This is a genomic window from Allobosea sp. NPDC055353, from assembly GCF_053644975.1.
The window spans coordinates 2008677-2026828 of sequence record NZ_JBSHMC010000001.1; the positions used below are offsets into that span (position 1 = coordinate 2008677).

14 protein-coding genes are annotated in these 18152 nt (G+C 67.6%); 4 read left to right on the top strand and 10 right to left on the bottom strand.

The genetic code is table 11. The features are described from left to right. Positions 1-123 precede the first annotated feature (123 nt). The 10 genes from ACWIEX_RS09240 to ACWIEX_RS09285 all read right to left on the bottom strand — a co-directional run bounded on the left by ACWIEX_RS09240 (position 124) and on the right by ACWIEX_RS09285 (position 13270). Positions 124-1221 (bottom strand): ABC transporter ATP-binding protein, encoded by a 1098-nt coding sequence (locus ACWIEX_RS09240; protein WP_454032761.1) that lies wholly within the window; start codon positions 1219-1221, stop codon positions 124-126. A gap of 2 nt (positions 1222-1223) precedes the next feature. Further along, positions 1224-2945: an ABC transporter permease gene (locus ACWIEX_RS09245; protein WP_454032762.1), complete on the bottom strand. Its 1722-nt coding sequence runs from the start codon at positions 2943-2945 to the stop codon at positions 1224-1226. Between the two features lie 179 nt (positions 2946-3124). After that, on the bottom strand, positions 3125-4462 hold the full coding sequence (locus tag ACWIEX_RS09250; RefSeq protein WP_454032763.1) for an ABC transporter substrate-binding protein: 1338 nt from the start codon (positions 4460-4462) through the stop codon (positions 3125-3127). 358 nt (positions 4463-4820) lie between these two features. Beyond that, complete coding sequence (locus ACWIEX_RS09255) at positions 4821-6176, bottom strand: sigma-54-dependent transcriptional regulator (RefSeq protein WP_454032764.1); 1356 nt, start codon at positions 6174-6176, stop codon at positions 4821-4823. Beyond that, positions 6173-8116, bottom strand: coding sequence for an ATP-binding protein (locus ACWIEX_RS09260; protein WP_454032765.1), 1944 nt, complete (start codon positions 8114-8116; stop codon positions 6173-6175). The genes ACWIEX_RS09255 and ACWIEX_RS09260 overlap by 4 nt, the downstream gene beginning before the upstream one ends. Continuing rightward, on the bottom strand, positions 8113-9489 hold the full coding sequence (locus ACWIEX_RS09265) for an ABC transporter substrate-binding protein (RefSeq protein ID WP_454032766.1): 1377 nt from the start codon (positions 9487-9489) through the stop codon (positions 8113-8115). The genes ACWIEX_RS09260 and ACWIEX_RS09265 overlap by 4 nt, the downstream gene beginning before the upstream one ends. 45 nt (positions 9490-9534) lie before the next feature. Next, on the bottom strand, positions 9535-10689 hold the full coding sequence (locus tag ACWIEX_RS09270; RefSeq protein WP_454032767.1) for an NAD(P)/FAD-dependent oxidoreductase: 1155 nt from the start codon (positions 10687-10689) through the stop codon (positions 9535-9537). Beyond that, the gene (locus ACWIEX_RS09275) at positions 10686-12050 is read right to left on the bottom strand and encodes an FAD/NAD(P)-dependent oxidoreductase (RefSeq protein ID WP_454032768.1); all 1365 of its coding nucleotides are present in this window, start codon (positions 12048-12050) and stop codon (positions 10686-10688) included. The genes ACWIEX_RS09270 and ACWIEX_RS09275 overlap by 4 nt, the downstream gene beginning before the upstream one ends. Further along, a complete protein-coding gene (locus ACWIEX_RS09280; protein ID WP_454032769.1) occupies positions 12043-12303 on the bottom strand; it encodes a (2Fe-2S)-binding protein in 261 nt (86 codons plus the stop codon). The genes ACWIEX_RS09275 and ACWIEX_RS09280 overlap by 8 nt, the downstream gene beginning before the upstream one ends. Positions 12304-12445: 142 nt before the next feature. Then, positions 12446-13270, bottom strand: coding sequence for an IclR family transcriptional regulator (locus ACWIEX_RS09285; protein WP_454032770.1), 825 nt, complete (start codon positions 13268-13270; stop codon positions 12446-12448). 121 nt (positions 13271-13391) lie between these two features. Between ACWIEX_RS09285 and ACWIEX_RS09290 the strand changes: the two genes are divergently transcribed. From ACWIEX_RS09290 to ACWIEX_RS09305, 4 genes are read left to right on the top strand one after another with little or no spacing between them, the layout of a single operon-like run. Then, positions 13392-14165, top strand: a complete 774-nt coding sequence (locus ACWIEX_RS09290) for an enoyl-CoA hydratase/isomerase family protein (protein WP_454032771.1) — start codon at positions 13392-13394, stop codon at positions 14163-14165. A 54-nt stretch (positions 14166-14219) separates the two neighbouring features. Beyond that, complete coding sequence (locus ACWIEX_RS09295; protein WP_454032772.1) at positions 14220-15287, top strand: ABC transporter substrate-binding protein; 1068 nt, start codon at positions 14220-14222, stop codon at positions 15285-15287. A 23-nt stretch (positions 15288-15310) separates the two neighbouring features. Beyond that, complete coding sequence (locus ACWIEX_RS09300; RefSeq protein ID WP_454032773.1) at positions 15311-16387, top strand: ABC transporter ATP-binding protein; 1077 nt, start codon at positions 15311-15313, stop codon at positions 16385-16387. Next, on the top strand, positions 16384-18144 hold the full coding sequence (locus tag ACWIEX_RS09305; protein ID WP_454032774.1) for an ABC transporter permease subunit: 1761 nt from the start codon (positions 16384-16386) through the stop codon (positions 18142-18144). Before ACWIEX_RS09300 ends, ACWIEX_RS09305 begins: the two co-directional genes overlap by 4 nt. Positions 18145-18152: the final 8 nt, after the last annotated feature.

The window sequence follows — 18152 nt, forward strand, 5'->3', positions numbered from 1 at the left end:
AGCGAAGAACCCGGAACCCACGACCGGGCGAGCCACCGACAACCGCGCAGCAAATATCCCACCAAGTCGTGGGTTCCGGGTTCGCGCCTGCGGCGCGCCCCGGAATGACAAGGGTCGTCGCTCCTAAGCCGCCAGCCACAGCAGCGCATGCGGCGACAGCCTGAGCGTCGCGCTGCTCCCCACCTCGAACAATCCACTGCCGGACTGGAACGGCACGTCGACCGCCACCTCTGTCGTGCCGATACGGACGCCGTAGCGCACGCTCGCGCCGAGGAACTCGCGATTGGCGACGATGCAGGGTAGAGCCAGCATCCCATCGCTGGCCGGGCCCGCATCACCGAGACTGGCATGCTGCGGCCGGAAGACCAACTTGGCACCCTCCGGCACCTGCGCATTGGCCGGAACCGGCACCCGCGTCCCGCCCTCGATCTCGAAGACTCGGGTCCCGCCGCTGCCCGTGAGCTTGCCGCCAAGGATATTCGCTGTTCCGAGGAAGCCGGCGACGAACAGGTTCGCCGGCCGCTCGTAAAGCTCCATCGGCGTGCCGACCTGCTGGACGATGCCGTCATTCATCACGGCGATGCGGTCGCAGATCGTGTTCGCCTCTTCCTGGTCGTGGGTGACGAAGATCGTGGTCAGGCCGAGCCGCTGCTGCAGGTCGCGCAGTTCGCGGCGCACTTGCACGCGCATCTTGGCGTCGAGATTGGAGAGCGGTTCGTCGAGCAGCAGCACCTTGGGCTCGACCGCTACAGTCCGCGCCACCGCGACGCGCTGCTGCTGACCGCCCGAGAGCTGCGAGGGCCGCCGCTCGGCGAGATGGCTAAGGCCGACGAGGCCCAAAGCCGCCTCGACCCGCCGCTCGACCTCGGCGCGCTTCACGCCGCGTTCCTCCAGCCCGAAGGCGACGTTACGGCGCACCGTCATGTGGGGCCAAAGCGCATAGGACTGGAAGACCATTCCGACATCGCGCTTCCACGGCGGCAGGTCGGTGATCGGCTTGCCGCCGATCCGGACCTCGCCGGTATCGGCATGGTTGAAGCCGGCGATCAGGCGCAGCAGCGTGGTCTTGCCGCAGCCGGAGGGGCCGAGGAAGGCGAAGAACTCGCCGGGCTCGATCGCCAGGTTGACGTCCTTGAGCACATGGTTGGTGCCGTAGGACAGGTTGACGCCTTCGATGTCGACGGAGACGGCGGGCGTGGTCAGGGAGACGGTCGCGTTCATGATCAGTGGCCCATTCCCTTGGCCTTCTGGCTGCGTTCGATGATGAGATGGGAGAGGAAGGTGCAGGCCGCGACGAGGATCACCGCGACGACGCCGAGCGCGGCACCGGGACCGCGCCCCGCCGCCGACTGCATGAAGACGTAGAGCCCGTATGCCAGCGGCGCGTCCGAGTTGGACTGCACCAGCATCAGCGTTGCCGAGAGCTCGACGGCGGCCGTCGAGAACGAGGTGACGAAGCCGGCGAGGATGCCGCCCGCCATCAGCGGCACGACGATGCGCCGGACCGTGCGCGCCTTGGTGGCTCCCAGGTTCTCGGCCGCTTCCTCAAGCGAGACCGAAATCTGCTGGAGCGCCGCATAGCAGGCGCGCAGCGCATAGGGCAGGCGCCGGATCGCCAGCGCCAGCACGATGGTGATCCAGAGCGCCGCGAGCGGGGTCCCGTCCGGCAGGGTGATTCCGTAGAACGTCCTGAGATAGCCGATACCGAGCACCACGCCGGGGATGGCGAGCGCGGCCGACGCCATCCAGTCGAGCCATTCGCGGCCGATCAGCCTGGTGCGCAGCACGAGATAGGCGATGGCGACGCCGAGCACGACGTCGATGCCGCCGGCGATCGAGGCATAGATCAGCGTGTTCTTGATGTAGATCGAGCTCTCGCCGAAGACGCGGGCGTAATGCGCCGTGGTGAAGGCATCGGGCAGCGGCGAGAACGACCAGATCGTGGCGAAGGACAGCAGCAGCAGGCCCAGATGCGGCGCCAGCACCAGCGCCAGGATCAGGATGACGATGCCGTATCCGAACACGGCCTCCATCGGCGTCATCACCCGCTTGGCGAGGCCGCCGCCGCCGCGCTGCGTCGTGGCATAGTCGCGCCCCTTCAAGGCTCGCGCCGAGAGCCACATCGCCAGCACGGAGGCGATGATTAGCACGACCGAGATGACATAGCCCATCGGGTCGGCGATGCCGATCGAGGTCACCCTGAGATAGGCCTGCGGCGCGAGCATGTCCTTGACGTTGAGCAGGAGCGGCGTCGCGAGATCGTCGAAAACCTTGACGAAGACCAGCGAGGCGCCGGCGAGATAGCCCGGCATCGCCAGCGGGAAGACGATCCGGCGGAACAGCCGGAAGCCCGACGAGCCGAGATTCTGCGCGGCCTCTTCCATCGCGCGGTCGACATTGCGCAAAGCTGCTGAGAGGTTGATCAGGATGAACGGGAAATAATGGACGGACTGGACGAAGATGACGCCGTTCAGCCCCTCCATGAAATCGATCTTGAAACCGAACCAGTCGTCGAGCAGCAGATTGACCGAGCCGTTGCGGCCGAAGAAGAGCTGCATCGCCACCGCGCCGACGAAGGGCGGCATGATCAGCGGCAGGAAGCCCAGCGTCTGCACGATGGCCGCGCCGCGGAAGACGAAACGCGTCGTGAGATAGGCTAGCGGCAGGGCGAAGACCGAGGCCCAGACCACTGACATCGCAGAGACATAGAACGAGTTCCACAACGAGCGCATGAACAGCTCGGTGCGGACGAAATCGTAGAAGTTCACCAGCGTGAAGGTCGAGGTGCCCTTCTCGGTGAAGGCGACATAGATCACCGTCGCCACCGGCAACACCAGGAACATCAGGAGGAAGGCGGCGATCGCCAGCGCCAGCGCGATCTGTCCGGGCGTGCCGGCGATGCGGCGGGGGCGGCGCGAGGCCGTTGTGGTGGGGATGGCTGTCATGAGATGCGGCCGGGCTGTCATCCCGTGCGCGCTGCGGCATGCGAATGCCGCTGCGCAGACACGGGACCGTTGTCAGGAAAAGGCGCCTACTGGTCGCGCGGTCCCGTGTCTGCGCCGCAGCGTTTCACGCTGCAGCGCGCACGGGATGACACCCGCGATCACGAAGACCCGCGAGCGACTTACTTCGCCGCCTTGAGCGCCTCTTCGGCCTTGGCCTTGGCCTTGGCGTAGTTGTCGCGGGCGAAGCTTGCCCACTGCGCCTCGACCTCGGCCTGGCGGGCGCCCTTTTCCTTGCTGCCGGTGAAGGCGCCGCGCAGTTCGGGGCTCGCGGCCTGCGCCTCGCTCACCGGCATCGCGGCGATCAGCACGCGGGCCTCGTCGGCCAGCGCCTTGGCCTTGTCGTTCGGCTTCTTGGCGAGCGCCGCATCGACCTCGTGCAGCACCTTGGTAACGCCCTTCAGCCCGTCGAGCTGGAAGGAGATCATCTGGTCGAACAGCGTGTCGACCACCGCCGTGCGGCCCTCCGACTTGTCGACGTCGAAGCCGATCATCTTCTGGAAGCGCGGATCGGTGAAGGGGTTCGGGTAGTCGGCGCCGGCCTTGGCATAGACGGCCGGGTTGACCGGCAGGCGGCGGATGCCGGGCTCGAGCAGCACTTCCTGGCCGGTGGGCGAGAGCAGGAATTCGATGAAGGCTTCGGCCGCGGCCTTGTTCGGCGGGTTGGCGATGATGCCGACATTCGCCGGAACCACGGTCGTCACGCTCGGATAGACGAACTTGACCGGGAAGCCCGAGGCCTGGGCCGAGAAGGCGAAGAAGTCGATGACGATGCCGACGCCGACCTGGCCGGAATTGACCTGCTCGGGCACGCCGAAGGAGCGTTCGCTGATGGAACGGAAATTGCCGGCCATCTCCTTGATGGTGCGCCAGCCCTTGTCCCAGCCCTCGCCCTGCAGGATCGTCTCGATCGTCAGGTGCGTCGTGCCAGAGCGCGACGGCGCCGCGATCGAGACATGGTCGTAGAACACGGGCTTGGCGAGGTCCTGCCAGTCCTTCGGCTCGGGCAGCTTGTTGGCCTTGGCATAGCGGTCGTTCCACATGATGCCGTAGCCGGAGGCGGCGAAGCCGACATAGAAGCCCTGCGGATCGTTGATCGGATAGGAGCCGATCTTCTCGGGGATGCCGGTCGCCTTGGGCTTGTAAGCGGTGAGCAGCTTCTTGCCCTTCAGCACCTCGAAGGCGTCGGGCGCCGAGGCCCAGAACAGGTCGACCTGATTATTGGCCTTGGTCTCCTCGACGTATTTCACGCCGGCATTGGTGTTGCGGTTCTGCACTTCGAGCGTAACGCCCGGAACCGCCTTCTCGAAGGCCTTCTTGATCGGGTCGGTGACGTCCTTGGAGAAGGAGGTCACCACGGTGACCTTGCCGGCGGGCGCCTGCGCCAGCGCGATGGTCATGAATGAGGCGCTGAGCGACAGGCCGAGGGTGGCCGCGAGCGCGAGCCTGCGATTGAGCATGATTTCCTCCGAAGCGTTTTTTCTGTTCGACGTCGAGGTCGATGTCTTCTTCTCAGCAACGGTGATGCCAAGTGTCGGCGGCTTTGATTCCATTGCGGAATTCGGAAGGTAGGGTCTTCAGATACCCAATTTCGGGGGCATGGCGGTAACCAATCAACATCCCCGATGGGTCATTGCGGTAACATCGGGCGATATCGAAGGCGTGTTGAGCATTAAGCGCGAGTCATCCCGGACGCAGCGAAGCGGAGATTCGGGATCCATGCCGGAGCCTCAAACGGAAGCGTTCTGAAGTGGATCCCGGGTCAAGCCCGGGATGACGGCGTGCTTCTAAGAACCCTAACTCACGAACCTCGACCACTCAGTCCGCAAGCGCCGCCGTGCCGCTCAAGCCATAGCGGCGCATCTTGAGGTAGAGCGTCTTGCGGGTGATGCCGAGGGCTGCGGCCGTGACGCCGATGCGCCCGTTATGGCGCTTCAGCGCGGCGCCGATCCCTTCAGCCTCGGCGATGGCAACCAGTTCTTCCAGCGTACGCTCCGCGCCGTCTGATGCTGCGGCACCGGCATCCGCATCGTCGAAATCCTCGTCCATGCCGAGCAGGCTGCGCTCGGCCGCGTTGCGCAATTCGCGGACGTTGCCGGGCCAATCCTGCCGCGTCAGCCGCTGCAACAGGTCGCGCCCGAGCGGCGGGGCCGACCGGCCGACGCGGGCGGCGGCAAGCGTAAGGAAGTGCTGGAACAGCAGCGGAATATCCTCGCGCCGGTCGCGCAGGGGTGGCAGGCGCAGCGTCACGACATTCAGCCGGTAGACCAGGTCTTCGCGGAAGCCACCCGCCTTGGCGAGCGCGGCGAGGTCGCTTTTGGTTGCGGCAACGATGCGGATATCGACGGCGATCTCCTTGTTGGAGCCGAGACGCTCGATCCGGCGCTCCTGCAGCGCCCGCAGCAGGCGCACCTGCGCCGCCATAGGCATCGACTCGATCTCATCGAGGAAGAGCGTGCCGCCGCTGGCATGCTCGATCTTGCCGATCCGGCGCTCGCGCGCCCCGGTGAAGGCGCCGGCCTCATGGCCGAACAGCTCGCTCTCGATCATCGTCTCGGGGATCGCGCCGCAATTCACCGCGACGAAGCGCCCGCCGCGGCGATTGCCGAGGTCGTGCAGCGCGCGGGCCGCCACTTCCTTGCCGGTGCCGGTTTCGCCGAAGAGCAGCACGTCGGTATCGGCATCGGCCAGCAAGGCGAGCCGGCTGCGCAGGCGCGCGACCGCAGGCGAATGGCCGACGACGCGGGCCGCCCATGGGTCCTCGGGATGGGCACCGGCCTTGAGCGAGCGGTTCTCGATGATCAGCCGGCGGTATTCGCTGGCGCGTCGGATCGTCTCGATCAGGCGGACGGGGTCGGCCGGCTTTTCGACGAAATCCCAGGCGCCTTCGCGAATTGCCTTCACTGCCATGGGAACATCGGCATGGCCGGTGATCAGCACGACGGGGATTTCGGCATCGATCGCGGTCACGGCCGAAAGCAGCCCGAAACCGTCGCGGCCGGGCATGCGGACATCGCTGACCAGCACGACGGGGGCATCGCGGCCGAGCTCGGCCAGCGCGGCATCGCTGGAGCGCTTGGCCACGACCGCGAAGCCTTCCAGTTCCAGCGTCAATCGCCAGGCTTCGAGCACCTCGGCATCGTCATCGACGAGGACGATCTTGGGAGCGCTCATGCGTCGATTTCCAGCGGGGCCATGACGTGGGCTGTCGTCCCTTCGAGGGTGATCAGGAAGCGGGTGCCTTCGGGACCGGTCTCGGCGACGGCAAGCGTGCCGCCGAGGTCCTTGATGATGTTGTAGGACAGCGAAAGCCCGAGGCCGAGCCCCGAGCCGACCGGCTTGGTCGTGAAGAAGGGGTCGAAGATGCGCTCCAGATGCGCCCGGTCGATGCCGGGGCCGCTATCGGCGACCCAGATCTCGACCGTGTGGCCGGACCGGCGCGCGCCGATCGCGATCCTGGCGCCTTCCATGCCGGCCACGGCATCGAACGCATTCGCGACCAGATTGACCAGCACCTGCTCCAGCCGAATCTCCTCGGCATGGACATGCAGTCGCCCGGCCGGCAGGTCGCGCGTGAGCGCCACGCGCTCGGCGTCAAAACGCGGCCCGAACAGCGACAGCGCTGTCTCGATGACGTCGCCGACGGCGACTGGCGCCAGTACCACGCCGGGCTTGCGGGCGAAGCGCCTGAGATGCGCGATCAGGTCGGCCGCCCGCGTCGTCAGCGCCTGGATGCGATCGATGGCCTTCTGCGCCTCCTCGGGCCGGCCGCGCTCCAGCAGCAGCGCGCCGTTATGGGCGTGGGAGCGGATCGCGGCGAGCGGCTGGTTGAGTTCGTGGCTCAGGCCCGCCGCCATCTGCCCCAGCGCCGCAAGCTTGGCCGCCTGGATCAGGTCGTCGCGGGTCTGCTGGAAGACGGCGAGCGCGCGGGTGAGGTCGCCGAGCTCGTCATTGCCGGCCTTCGGCAGCAGCGCCGAGGACTGACCGCTGGCGATGCTGGTCGCGGCCTCGGTCAGGACGCGCAGGCGGGCCACGAGATGGCGCCGGACATAGAACCAGCCGATCAGCAACGCGCCGATGAGCGAGGCGGCCGCGATGGCGAGCAGCAGGTTGCGGCCGAGCCGGATCGCCTCGGCCGAGCGGTCGGCGGCCTCCTTCGCCACGGCCTCGGTCCGCTGCACCTCCTGCGAGACCAGCGTGCCGAGTTCCGTGACGAGGCGGCGGCTCTCCGAGATCAGGCGCTGAGCATCGGCGAGCGCGGCAAGCTCCGCACGCTTCAGGCCGGGCAGGCCGGTCGTGGTATCCGCCAGCCCGATCAGGCGCTGCGTGATCTGCCGGACCGTGATCGTGTCGGGCCAGCCGGCGAGCGCCTTGGCCTCGACCTCGAGCTGGTCGACCGCCTCGCCGATGACATGGCCGGTCTGCTCCATGTCCTCGCGGGTCTGCACCGTGCCGAGCCGCCCGAACAGGCCGACGATCAGGTTGGCCTGGGCGTTGAGCGTCATCAGCGCTTCGCTCTTCCGGGTCTCCTCGCGGATCGTGTTCGGCTTGGCCGAGGATGACGCCTCGTTGCCGCTCTGGCCGAGTGCCGTATCGATATTGAAGCGGGCATCGTCGGTCAGCGGCTCGATCTCGTCGATGAGGTCGGCCTGGAGCCAGCGCAATTCCTCGCTGACGCCGCGGATGCGCTCCGCCAGCGTGAAGCGGCGCCCCGAGACGTCGTCGATCGCGCCGAGATTGCGGCGGATTTCGGCCGCCACGGCGGTCAGCGCGGGTGCGTCGAAGCCACTGCCGGCCCGCTCGGACAGCACCTTGTCGAGTTCGCCCAAGCGCTCGCCGACCACACGCCTTCCGCGATCATAGCTGTCGCGCCGTTCGGCATTGGCGAGCTCCGGCATGCCGGCGATGACGCGGGCACTCGCCTCCGCCAGCCGTGCGGCCGAGGCGAGGCCCGGCAGATGCTCGCGGGCGATGGCCGCCAGCTCCTTGCTCAATCGCTCATAAGAGATGACGCCGACGATGCCGGCGCCGACCGCGAAAAGGCCGACACCGAGGAAAGCCGCGATCAGGCGCCCGCCGATGCCGAAGCGCCGCCTGGACAAGGCGGGCGTCATGGCTGCGCCCCGGTCAGGCTCTCATCGCGCCAGCCTAAAGTCGCCAGCCGCTCGGCTGCCTGTTGCAGGCTGTCGCCGGCTTCCGTCGCGCGGGCCGCGATCGCAGTCCTGATACCGGCTTCGATCCGCGCCTGCGCCTCGGGCACGGGCAGGCCGCGCGGCACGCGGACGATATTCTGGAACCGCCCGGGCTCTTCGAGTTCGGCAGCGGAGACCGGCGGTTGCGTCAGGGCAACTCGCGCCCGGGTCAGGAGCTTGGCAGCCTGCTCGTCGGGGCGCGTGAGCAGTGCCGCTTCCATCGCCTGCAGGCCACGCCACAGCCTTGCATGCTCGGTACGGCGGAAGGTGATCCACTCGTCGAAGATCAGGTTGACCAGCTCGTAGCGCCCGGCCGAGAGGCCGGCATCGAAGCCGGTGCGGTTGAAGATGCCCTCGGTCTCCGAGAGATGCGGCGGCGTTTCGTCGGGCCCATAGGCCGAGGGTGAGACCGCGAGGCGCCCGATGCGCGGCTCGCGCAGCATCTTCTGACCCTCGGGCGAGAGCACGAAATCGATGAAGAGCTCCGCCTCCTTCGGATTGGGTGAGGTCGCGAGCCTTGCGATGCTGGCGGGTGCGAACAAGGTCTCGCCCGGCAATACGAAGCGGTTGCCTTCACCTTCGGTCGTCCTGGCTTCGGTCAGGAAATCGATGGAAATGCCGATGCCGAAGCGGCCCCGCGCGACTCCGGCTGTGACGCCGAAGCTGCGCGCCGTGATGGTCGCGAGATTGCCGCCGATCGCCGACCACAGCGCCCAGCCGCGCTCCCAGCCGAGGGATTGCAGGAGAGCCTCGACCATCAGATGCGTGGTGCCGGAGCGGGCCGGTGAGGTCAGGCCGATATGGCCAGCATAGACCGGCGCGGCGAGATCGGCCCAGTTGCGCGGCACCGGCAGGCCGCGCGCCGTCAGATAGGCGGGATTATAGACCAGCCCGTAGCCCGAGACGGCGAAGCCGAGATAGCGATGATCGGGATCGTTGACTGGATAGCCGGCGATGGTCTCGGGCGCGCCGGTGGCCCTCGGCTGCAACGGTGCCAGCAGGTTCGCACGCTTCAGCAATTCGAAGGCATCGGGTGCGGAGGCCCAGAACAGGTCGGCCTCGGGCCGCTTATGCGTGCGGATGTCGATGACGGCCGCCGTGGTCTTGCGCTGCACGATTTCGACGGCGATGCCGGGATGCCTGTTGCGGAAGGCAGTGCGGAACGGCTCGAAGAAGGAGGACGGGAACGAGGTGATGATCTGGACGCGGCGCCCCTCGGCCGTGCCGAGGGTGGGCCAGCCGAAAGCCAGCAGGGCGAGCAGGACAAGCTGAATCTTGACGGCGAGGCGGGCCATGGATCCGTCATATAGCCGGCTCGGCGGTCCCGCTAGGCTGGCCTCTCAGTCGAACTCCTTCCTGAACTTCTCGCTGACCGTCGCAGCCGTGCGGAAGCGTTCGATCGCGAACGGTTCCAGCGGCGTCGGTGTTTCGCCGTTGACGATCATCTCGCTGAGGCACAGGCCCACGCCGGGACCGATCTGGAAGCCATGCCCGCAGAAGCCGAAGGCGTGGAACAGGCCGAGCATCGTCCCGCTAGGGCCGATCACCGGGATCATGTCCGGCAGATAAGCCTCGATGCCGGACCAGACGCGGATGACATGGCATTGCGCCAGCATCGGCGCGACGCGGGCGAGCGCCCGCATCGCGGCGAGAGTCTTGGCTGGGGGCACCGGCGCGCGGTTCGCCTGCGGATCGGCCGCCGTGCGCGGATAGCCGGCGAGGATGATGTTGCCCCGCGGGATCTGGCGGAAGATCACCGAGCCGTCGATCGCCTGCACGGAAGGCTCGATACGGTAGGGGAAAGGCTCGGTCACGAATTGCGGCGGCCCGGCCGGGAAGACCGGCGCCGTCTCGCCGAAGCGCTCGGCGATCTCCAGCGCCCAGGCGCCGGCGCAGTTGACCAGCGCGCTGCAGCTTATCCGACCGCCATCGGCCAGCGTCAGCGAAAACCCGTCGCCTTCGCGATCGACAGCCGTGACGCGCATATTCTCCAGGACGGTGGCGCCATGTCTCGCCGCCGCCCGAGCCACGGCGGGGGTCGCCAGCCGTGGATTGGCGGTGGCGTCGCGTGCCGAGAACGTAGCGGCCACAGCCCGCTCGCCGAGCCAGGGCCAACGCCGGCGCAGGTCGGCCGGGCCGACCCGCTCGATCGCCAGACCGTAGGATTCGGAGACCTTCGCATAGCCTTCGAGCTTCGCGTGCTCCTCCTCGTCATAGGCGAGGTAGAGATGGCCGGTCTGTTCGAACTCGCAGCCTTCGCCGATCAGCGCATCGAAATCCTCCCACAGCGCCTGCGAGCGCAGCGACAGCGGATATTGGCCGGGAAAGCGGCCTTGAAGACGAAGATTGCCGAAGTTGACGCCGCTCGATTGCGCGCCGACGACGCCTTTCTCGATCAGCGTCACGCGCTGGCCGCGCCGGGCGAGGAAGAAGGCGGTCCAGGCGCCGATCAGCCCGCCGCCGACGATCGCGACATCGGTCGTTTGAGCGCTCATGCCGGTTCTTCCGCGGCGGCGAGCGCGATCGGCTTGACCGGCGCCTGTCCGCGCAGGCGCCCGGCGGCTTCGCCGCCGTGGCCTGTTCCGGCCGCGACAATCTCCTGCAGGGCCGGTCCGCAGACGCGGCCCTGGCAGCGCCCCATCCCGCAGCGGGTCATCGCCTTGACGCGGTTGACCTCGATCGGGCCGAGCGCCTTCGCCATGGCGGCACGGACCTCGCCGATGGTGACGTTCTCGCAGCGGCAGAGCATGACCGGATCGGGCAGGGCGGCGATCTGCTGCTTCGGCCAGGCGAAGGCCCGCGCCAGCCCGCGCTGGAAGCGGCGCAATCGCGCGACCCGCCGCGCCAGCGGCCTGATCGCCGCGATATCCTGCATTCGCCCGAGATCGGAGAGGATGGCATGGGCGGCAAGCGCGCCGCTGGCCTCGGCCGCATCGGCGCCGCCGATCCGCACGCCGTCGCCGGCGAGGTAGAGCCCCGGCCGCGCCCGGCCGAAGCCGTCGATCTTCGGCAGGAACAAACGGAAATCCGGGTCGTAGGCGAAGTCCGCCCCGGCGAGATCGGCGAGTTGCGTCTCCGGTTTCAGGCCATAGCCGAGCGCGATCGCATTGCAGGCAAAGCGCTGTTCCCGCCCACTGCCGTCGCGCAGGACGAGAGCCTCGACACGGCCGTCTCCCTCGACGGCGATTGGCGTCACGCCGTTCAGCATCGGGATGCCCGCGCGCAAAGCCGCCCCCATGTACCAGAGGCCGCGCAGCAATGTGCGGGGCGCGCCGAGCAGCGCCGGCATCGCGGCAAGCTTGGCGGCGAATGGCGTCGTATCGGCGATCACCGCGATCTCGGCGCCCATGGCGCGGTACTGTTTCGCTGCCAGCGTCAGCAATGGCGAGGAACCCAGGAAGGCGACGCGGCTGCCGATCAGGCAGCCCTGGTCCTTGAGCGCAACCTGCGCCCCGCCGAGCGTAAAGACCCCGGGCGTCGTCCAACCCGGTAGCGGTGCGATCCTGTCCATCGCGCCGCTGGCGATCAGGAGCCTGTCGCAGTCGAGCGTCTCGGCCCGGCCGTCGCGCAAGAGATGAAGGCGCTTGCCGTCGATCGCCCAGACCAGCGTCTGGGGTCGGTAATCGATCTGGGGACGGAGCGCCGCAAAACGTGCGTGCAGCGCGGCGTATCGGCCGGCTTCCGAGCCCATCAGCTTGTTCATGTCGAGCGCGAGGTCGTCGGCCGGCCGGCGATAGCCCTGTCCGCCGGCGCGTGCGCCTTCGTCGATCAGGATCGGCCTCAGTCCGTTCGCGACGAGGATTTCGGCCGCGCTGATCCCGGCCGGTCCGGCTCCGATGATGACGATCTCAGCCATGGGCGCCGGCCATCGCCTGCGGTTCGGCGAAAAGCTCCATCCCCTCGCCGACGGGCGTGGTGCAGGCCCTGATCCGGCCGCCCGTGGCGCTCCAGACCCAGCAATCCTGGCAGGCCCCCATCAGGCAGAAGCCGGCGCGCGGCACGGCCCCGAATTCGAGGCGGCGAACAAGGGCGCCGTTCTCCAGAAGCGCGGCGAGCACACTGTCGCCGGCGGTCGCGCGGATCGGCAGGCCGTCGAAGCTGAGGGTCACCGCCGCTCCGCTCCGAAATGCCACGCGACGGAACTGGGCCTGCGAACGGTCCATGCGACCTCAGGTTTATCTCAATGCAATAGAAGTTCGTGGATTTTGATAAATCAAATAATGTCCTGTCAAGGCCATCGGCCTGGTTTCCTCAGACGCGCGAGATGGCGTGGGCGGCGGCGATGACCAGCGAGGAGAAGCGCGAGACGACCTCCTCGTGGCTGTAGCGCGAGGTCGAGGTCGCGATATTGACGGCGGCCTCCGGGCGGCCGTGATGGTCGACCACCACCGCGGCGATCGAGGCATCGCCGAGATAGACCTCCTCGAAGGCGGTCGCGTAGCCCTGGGCGGCCGACTGGCGCAATTTCTCGCGCAGGGCCTCGCGCTCCCAGGTCGTCGAGGGCGTATGCGCCCTGCGGTCGGACGCATCGATGATCGCCATCGCCTCGCTCTCGGGCAGGCGCGACAGCATCGCGATGCCCGGTGCCGTGGCATAGGCGGGCATGCGCGTGCCGATGATGACGTCGGTGTTGAGGACGTGCCGGCTCAGGAAGCGCGAGACGAAGATGATCTCGGTCTCTTCGCGCACGGTGAGGTTCACCGTCTCCTCCGTCTCCTTGCTGAGATGCATGAGATAGGGCATCGCCCGGTCGAGCAGGCGGCTGCTGCGCACGAAATGATAGCCGAGATCGAGCGTCTTGGCGGTCAGCTCGAAGCGCTTGGTCTGCGCATCCTTGCGCAAGTAGCCGAGCCTGGTGAGCGTATGGGTGAAGCGCTGGGCCGCGCTGACATCCATCCCCGTCTCGGAGGCGACCTGCGACAGGTTGAGCGTCGGGTGCTGGCGGCCGAAGGCGGAGAGCACCCGGAACGCCTTCTCGACCGAATTGACCATCAGCGCGTCGTCCTTGCGGCCGGCCTGATCGGGCGGCTGCGTCGCGCGCTTGCGGCCGGTCTCTCTCTCTTCGGGCATCGTCATCGGGCCTGCTCTCCTCGGCGCGATCAATGGCTGCGGCTAACGATCTTGACAAGCTGGGTCGTTCGCGCAGAATAAGCAATAGAAATTATCGCATTGCAATAAAAACTCATCGGAGAGCGCTATGAAGGACTCTGTTCTGGTCGAGCTGCGTGGCGCGGTCGGCATCATCACGCTCAACCGCCCCGAGATCCTGAATGCCTGGAACGCACCGATGCGCGAGCGGCTGGTCGCCTGCTTCGACGAGCTGGAGGCGAACGAGGCCGTCCGTGCCATCGTCCTGACGGGTGCCGGCGAGCGCGCCTTCGGCGCCGGCCAGGACCTCAACGAAACCAAGACCTTCGATCCCGACCGCGCGGAGCTCTGGATGGGGGAATGGGAGCGGCTCTATGACCGCATGCGCTCGCTCTCCAAGCCGCTGATCGCGGCGCTCAACGGCGTCGCTGCTGGTTCCGCCTTCCAGGTGGCGCTGCTCTGCGACCTGCGCATCGGCCATGCCGGGGTCACCATGGGCCAGCCCGAGATCAATTCCGGCATCGCCTCGGTCACCGGCCCCTGGATCATGAAGGAGATGATCGGGATCGCCCGCACCATCGATCTGACCCTGACCGGCCGGATGATGGATGCCGACGAGTGCTTCCGCATTGGCCTGATCAACCGGATCGTGCCGAAGGAGCAGGTGATGCAGGCCTCGCTCGCGCTGGCCGAGGAGCTCGCCGGCAAGCCGCCGGTCGCCATGCGCCTCAACAAGGCCCGCTTCCGCGAGGTCACCGAGGAGAGCTTCCGTGAATGCCTCGCCGCCGGCATCCGCAATCAGCGCGCGGCCTACGCCACCGGCGAACCGGCCCGGATGATGGAGGAGTTCCTCGCCAAGCGCGCGGCACGCAAGACCGCCTGACCATCTGACCACCCACGGGGAAACGCGGAAAACCGCTTGTAAGGGGAGAAGACGATGACGAACCTGACCACGAAGCCGACCCGGCGCACCCTGCTGCAACTCGCCAGCGGCGTCGCTGCCGGCGCGGTCGCCGCGCCTTACCTGATGGGCACGGCGCGTGCCGCGACGCAGATCACCGTCGCCGATCCCGGCGGCCCGTTCGGCCCCGCCTTCCGCAAGGCCTTCTATGATCCCTTCGAGAAGGCGACCGGCAACAAGGTCGTCAACGTCGCCCGCGAGGCCGAGCCCACTGCCCAGTTCAAGGCGATGGTCGAGACCAAGTCCTATACCTGGGACGTCTGCACGCTGACGCTCTCGGCCCGCGACATCCTCAAGAAGCAGGGCCTGCTTGACCCTATCGGCTTCTCGCATGCCGACGTGCCGAAGCTGATGCCGGAGGCGATCTCGGCCGAGTTCATGGGCACGGACGTCTACTCGACCGTCTTCGCCTATCGCACCGACCGCGTGAAGAACGCGCCGGCGAGCTGGACCGACTTCTTCAATGTCGAGAAGTTCCCCGGCCGGCGCGCGCTGCGCAAGAACCCGATCGACACGATCGAGCAGGCGCTGCTCGCCGACGGCGTGCCGCTCGACAAGCTCTATCCGCTCGATATCGAGCGCGCCTTCAAGGTGCTCGACAAGATCAAGCCGCATGTCGCGGTCTGGTGGACCGGCGGCGCCCAGTCGACGCAGCTCCTGCAGAGCGGCGAGGTCGACATGCTGCCGGGCTGGAACGCCCGCCTGCAGGCGGCGATCGACGGCGGCACGCCGGCCAAGATCGTCTGGAACCAGGGCCTCTACTCGATCGAAGGCTGGGGCCTGCCCAAGGGCGGACCGAAGGCCGATGTTGCCCGGCAGTTCATCCGCTTCTGCTCCGACCCGAAGGCGCAGGCCGCTTTCACCGAGGCGCTCGCCTACGGCCCGACCAATCTCGACGCCTACCAGACGATCGCAGCGGATCGTGCCAAGGTCCTGCCGACCTCGCCGGAGAACCTGAAGCAGATGGCGATCGCCAACGAGGATTGGTGGAGTGCCAACCGCTCCAAGGTCACCGAGCGCTTCAACGCCTGGCTGCTGGCCTGATGACGATGGGGGCGGGAGCTGGAATGACGGCGAACCAGCCGAAATCGGCCAAGCTCGCCGTCGAGGGCAAGCTTGTCATCGAAGGCCTCTGCAAGCGCTATGGCGCGACCACGGCCCTCGAGCCCAGTTCGCTCAGCGTTGCCGAGGGCGAGTTCCTCACCTTGCTGGGGCCTTCGGGCTCCGGCAAGACGACGCTGCTCCAGCTCATCTGCGGTCTGGTCGAGGCCAGCGAGGGCAGGGTGGTGATCGACGGGCGCGACCAGTCGAACATGCCGGTCCACCAGCGCGATATCGGCCTCGTCTTCCAGCACTACGCGCTCTTCCCGCACCTGACGGTCGCGGAGAACATCGCCTTTCCGCTCAAGATGCGCGGGCGCCCCTCGGCCGAGATCGCCGGCCGGGTTTCGGCCGCGCTCGACATGGTCCATCTCGGCCATCTCGCCGGGCGCTTCCCGCGGGAGCTCTCCGGCGGCCAGCAGCAGCGCGTCGCGCTGGCGCGCTGCTTCGTCTACCAGCCCTCGATCATCCTGATGGACGAGCCGCTCGGCGCCCTCGACAAGAAGCTGCGCGAGCACATGCAGATCGAGATCAAGCGTTTGCACCGCGAGAGCGGCGCCACCATCGTCTACGTCACCCACGATCAGGAGGAGGCGCTCGCGATGTCCGACCGCATCTGCCTGATGAACCACGCGAAGATCGAGCAGCTCGGCACGCCCCGCGAGATCTACGAGCGCCCGCGTACGGCCTTCGCCGCCGATTTCATCGGCATCTCCAACATTTTCCGCGGCAGCTGGGACGGCAATGGCGCGCTCGATACGCCCCATGGTCGCTTCGCCCTGCCGCGTGGCGCCAATTGCCAGAGCAAGGATGCGGCGCTGGTCATCCGGCCCGAGAACCTCCATCTCGGCGAGCGCGACGGCAACGCCGTCAGCGGCCGGGTCAGCGAGATCGTCTATGCCGGCTCGGAGACGCGCGTCATCGCCGCGCTCGGCGACGGCAGCCCGCTCGTGCTGCGGCTCGGGCCGGACGATCCGGTGCCCGCCATCGACCAGGCCATCGTCGCCGGCTGGGCCCGCGACAAGGCGGTGCTGGTCGCATGAGCGCGGTCGCGGCAGGCGCGGCTCCGGCGCGCCGGAGCGGGTTCCGGTTCGGCCCATTGTGGCTGGCGGTCCCCGGTCTCCTCTTCCTCGCGGTCTTCTTCGCCTGGCCGGTGGCGCAACTGCTTGGCCTCAGTGTCGTCGACCCCGAGAATGGCGGGTTTTCGACCGAGTCCTATCGGCGCATCGCCGCGACCGACGTCTATCTGCGCGTGCTTGGCATCACCTTCCGCATCGCCGGCTGGACCGCACTCTGGTCGCTGTTGATCGGCTATCCGCTGGCCTATTGGCTGGCACGCCTGCCCGACATGTTCCGCGGCCGCATGCTGCTCTTCGTCATGGTGCCGTTCTGGACGAGCTATCTCGTCAAGACCTTCGCCTGGATGATCGTGCTCGGCCGCAGCGGCATCATCAATTCGCTGGCGACCGGCTCCGGCCTCGTCGACCAGCCCCTGCCGCTGCTGCACAACATGTTCGGCGTCATGGTCGGCATGGTCCATGCCATGGTGCCGCTCGCGGTGATGACCATGCTGCCGGTGATGACCGGCATCGACCGCCGCCTCGTCCAGGCGGCGCAGACGCTGGGCGCTGCTCCCGCACGGGCCTTCTGGCTGGTCTATTTCAAGCTCTCCCTGCCGGGCGTCGCGGCGGCCGGTCTGCTGGTCTTCATCTCCTCGCTCGGCTTCTTCATCGTGCCGGCCTTCCTCGGCGGGCGGCAGGAGACGATGCTCGCCCAGCTCATCATCACCCAGGTGCAGGAGCTGCTGAACTGGTCCTTCGCCGGGGCGCTCGCGGCGATGATGCTGGCGGCGGCGCTGGTCTCCTGCTGGATCTACGACCGGCTCTTCGGCATCTCGACCATCGCCGGTGGCTCGGCGCAGATCGGGGGCGGGCGCATCCGCGATCTCGGCCTCGCCATCCTCGGGGTCGTGGGTGACATCGCCGGGCGTGCCGCAGCGGTGGCGCAGCGCGTGCTGGGCAAGCGTGTCTGCGGCTGGCTGCTGCCGGGCTTCTGCTGGCTCGTCATCGGCTTCCTCGTGCTGCCGACGCTGCTGGTGATTCCGCTCGCCTTCACCTCCTCGCAATTCCTCGAGTTCCCGCCGCCCGGCTACGGGCTCGGCTGGTTCCGCACCTATTTCGAATCGCCGCTCTGGCTGCAGGCGACCCTGCGCTCCTTCATGGTCGCCTTCGCCACGGCGCTGGCCGCGACTGCGATCGGCGGCTTCGCGGCGCTGGCGCTGGCGCATAGCCGCACGCGCTGGGGCGGGCTGATCTTCGCCTTCTTCCTCGCGCCGATGATCGTGCCGCGCATCGTCATCGCGGTCGGGCTGTTCTATCTCTTCGCCCGCATCGGCCTCGTCGCCACCGATCTCGGCCTGATCATTGGCCATACCGTGCTGGCGATCCCGTTCACGCTGGTCACCATCGCAGCCGTGCTCAAGACCTATGACCAGCGGCTCGACCAGGCGGCGGCGACGCTTGGCGCCAACCGCGTCCGTACGCTCACGGGCGTGACGATCCCGCTGGTGAAGGGCGGCCTTGTCGCGGCCTTCCTCTTCGCCTTCATCACCTCCTTCGACGAACTGACCATCGCGATCTTTATTTCGGGCGGCGTCAAGACGACCCTGCCGAAGCAGATGTGGGACGACATGATCCTGCAGCTCAACCCGACGCTGGCCGCGGTTTCGGTGGTCGTCTTCGTGGTGGTGACGGTGATGCTGCTGCTGGCCGAACGCTTCCGCTCCTCCTCTTCTTCCTGATCCCGACG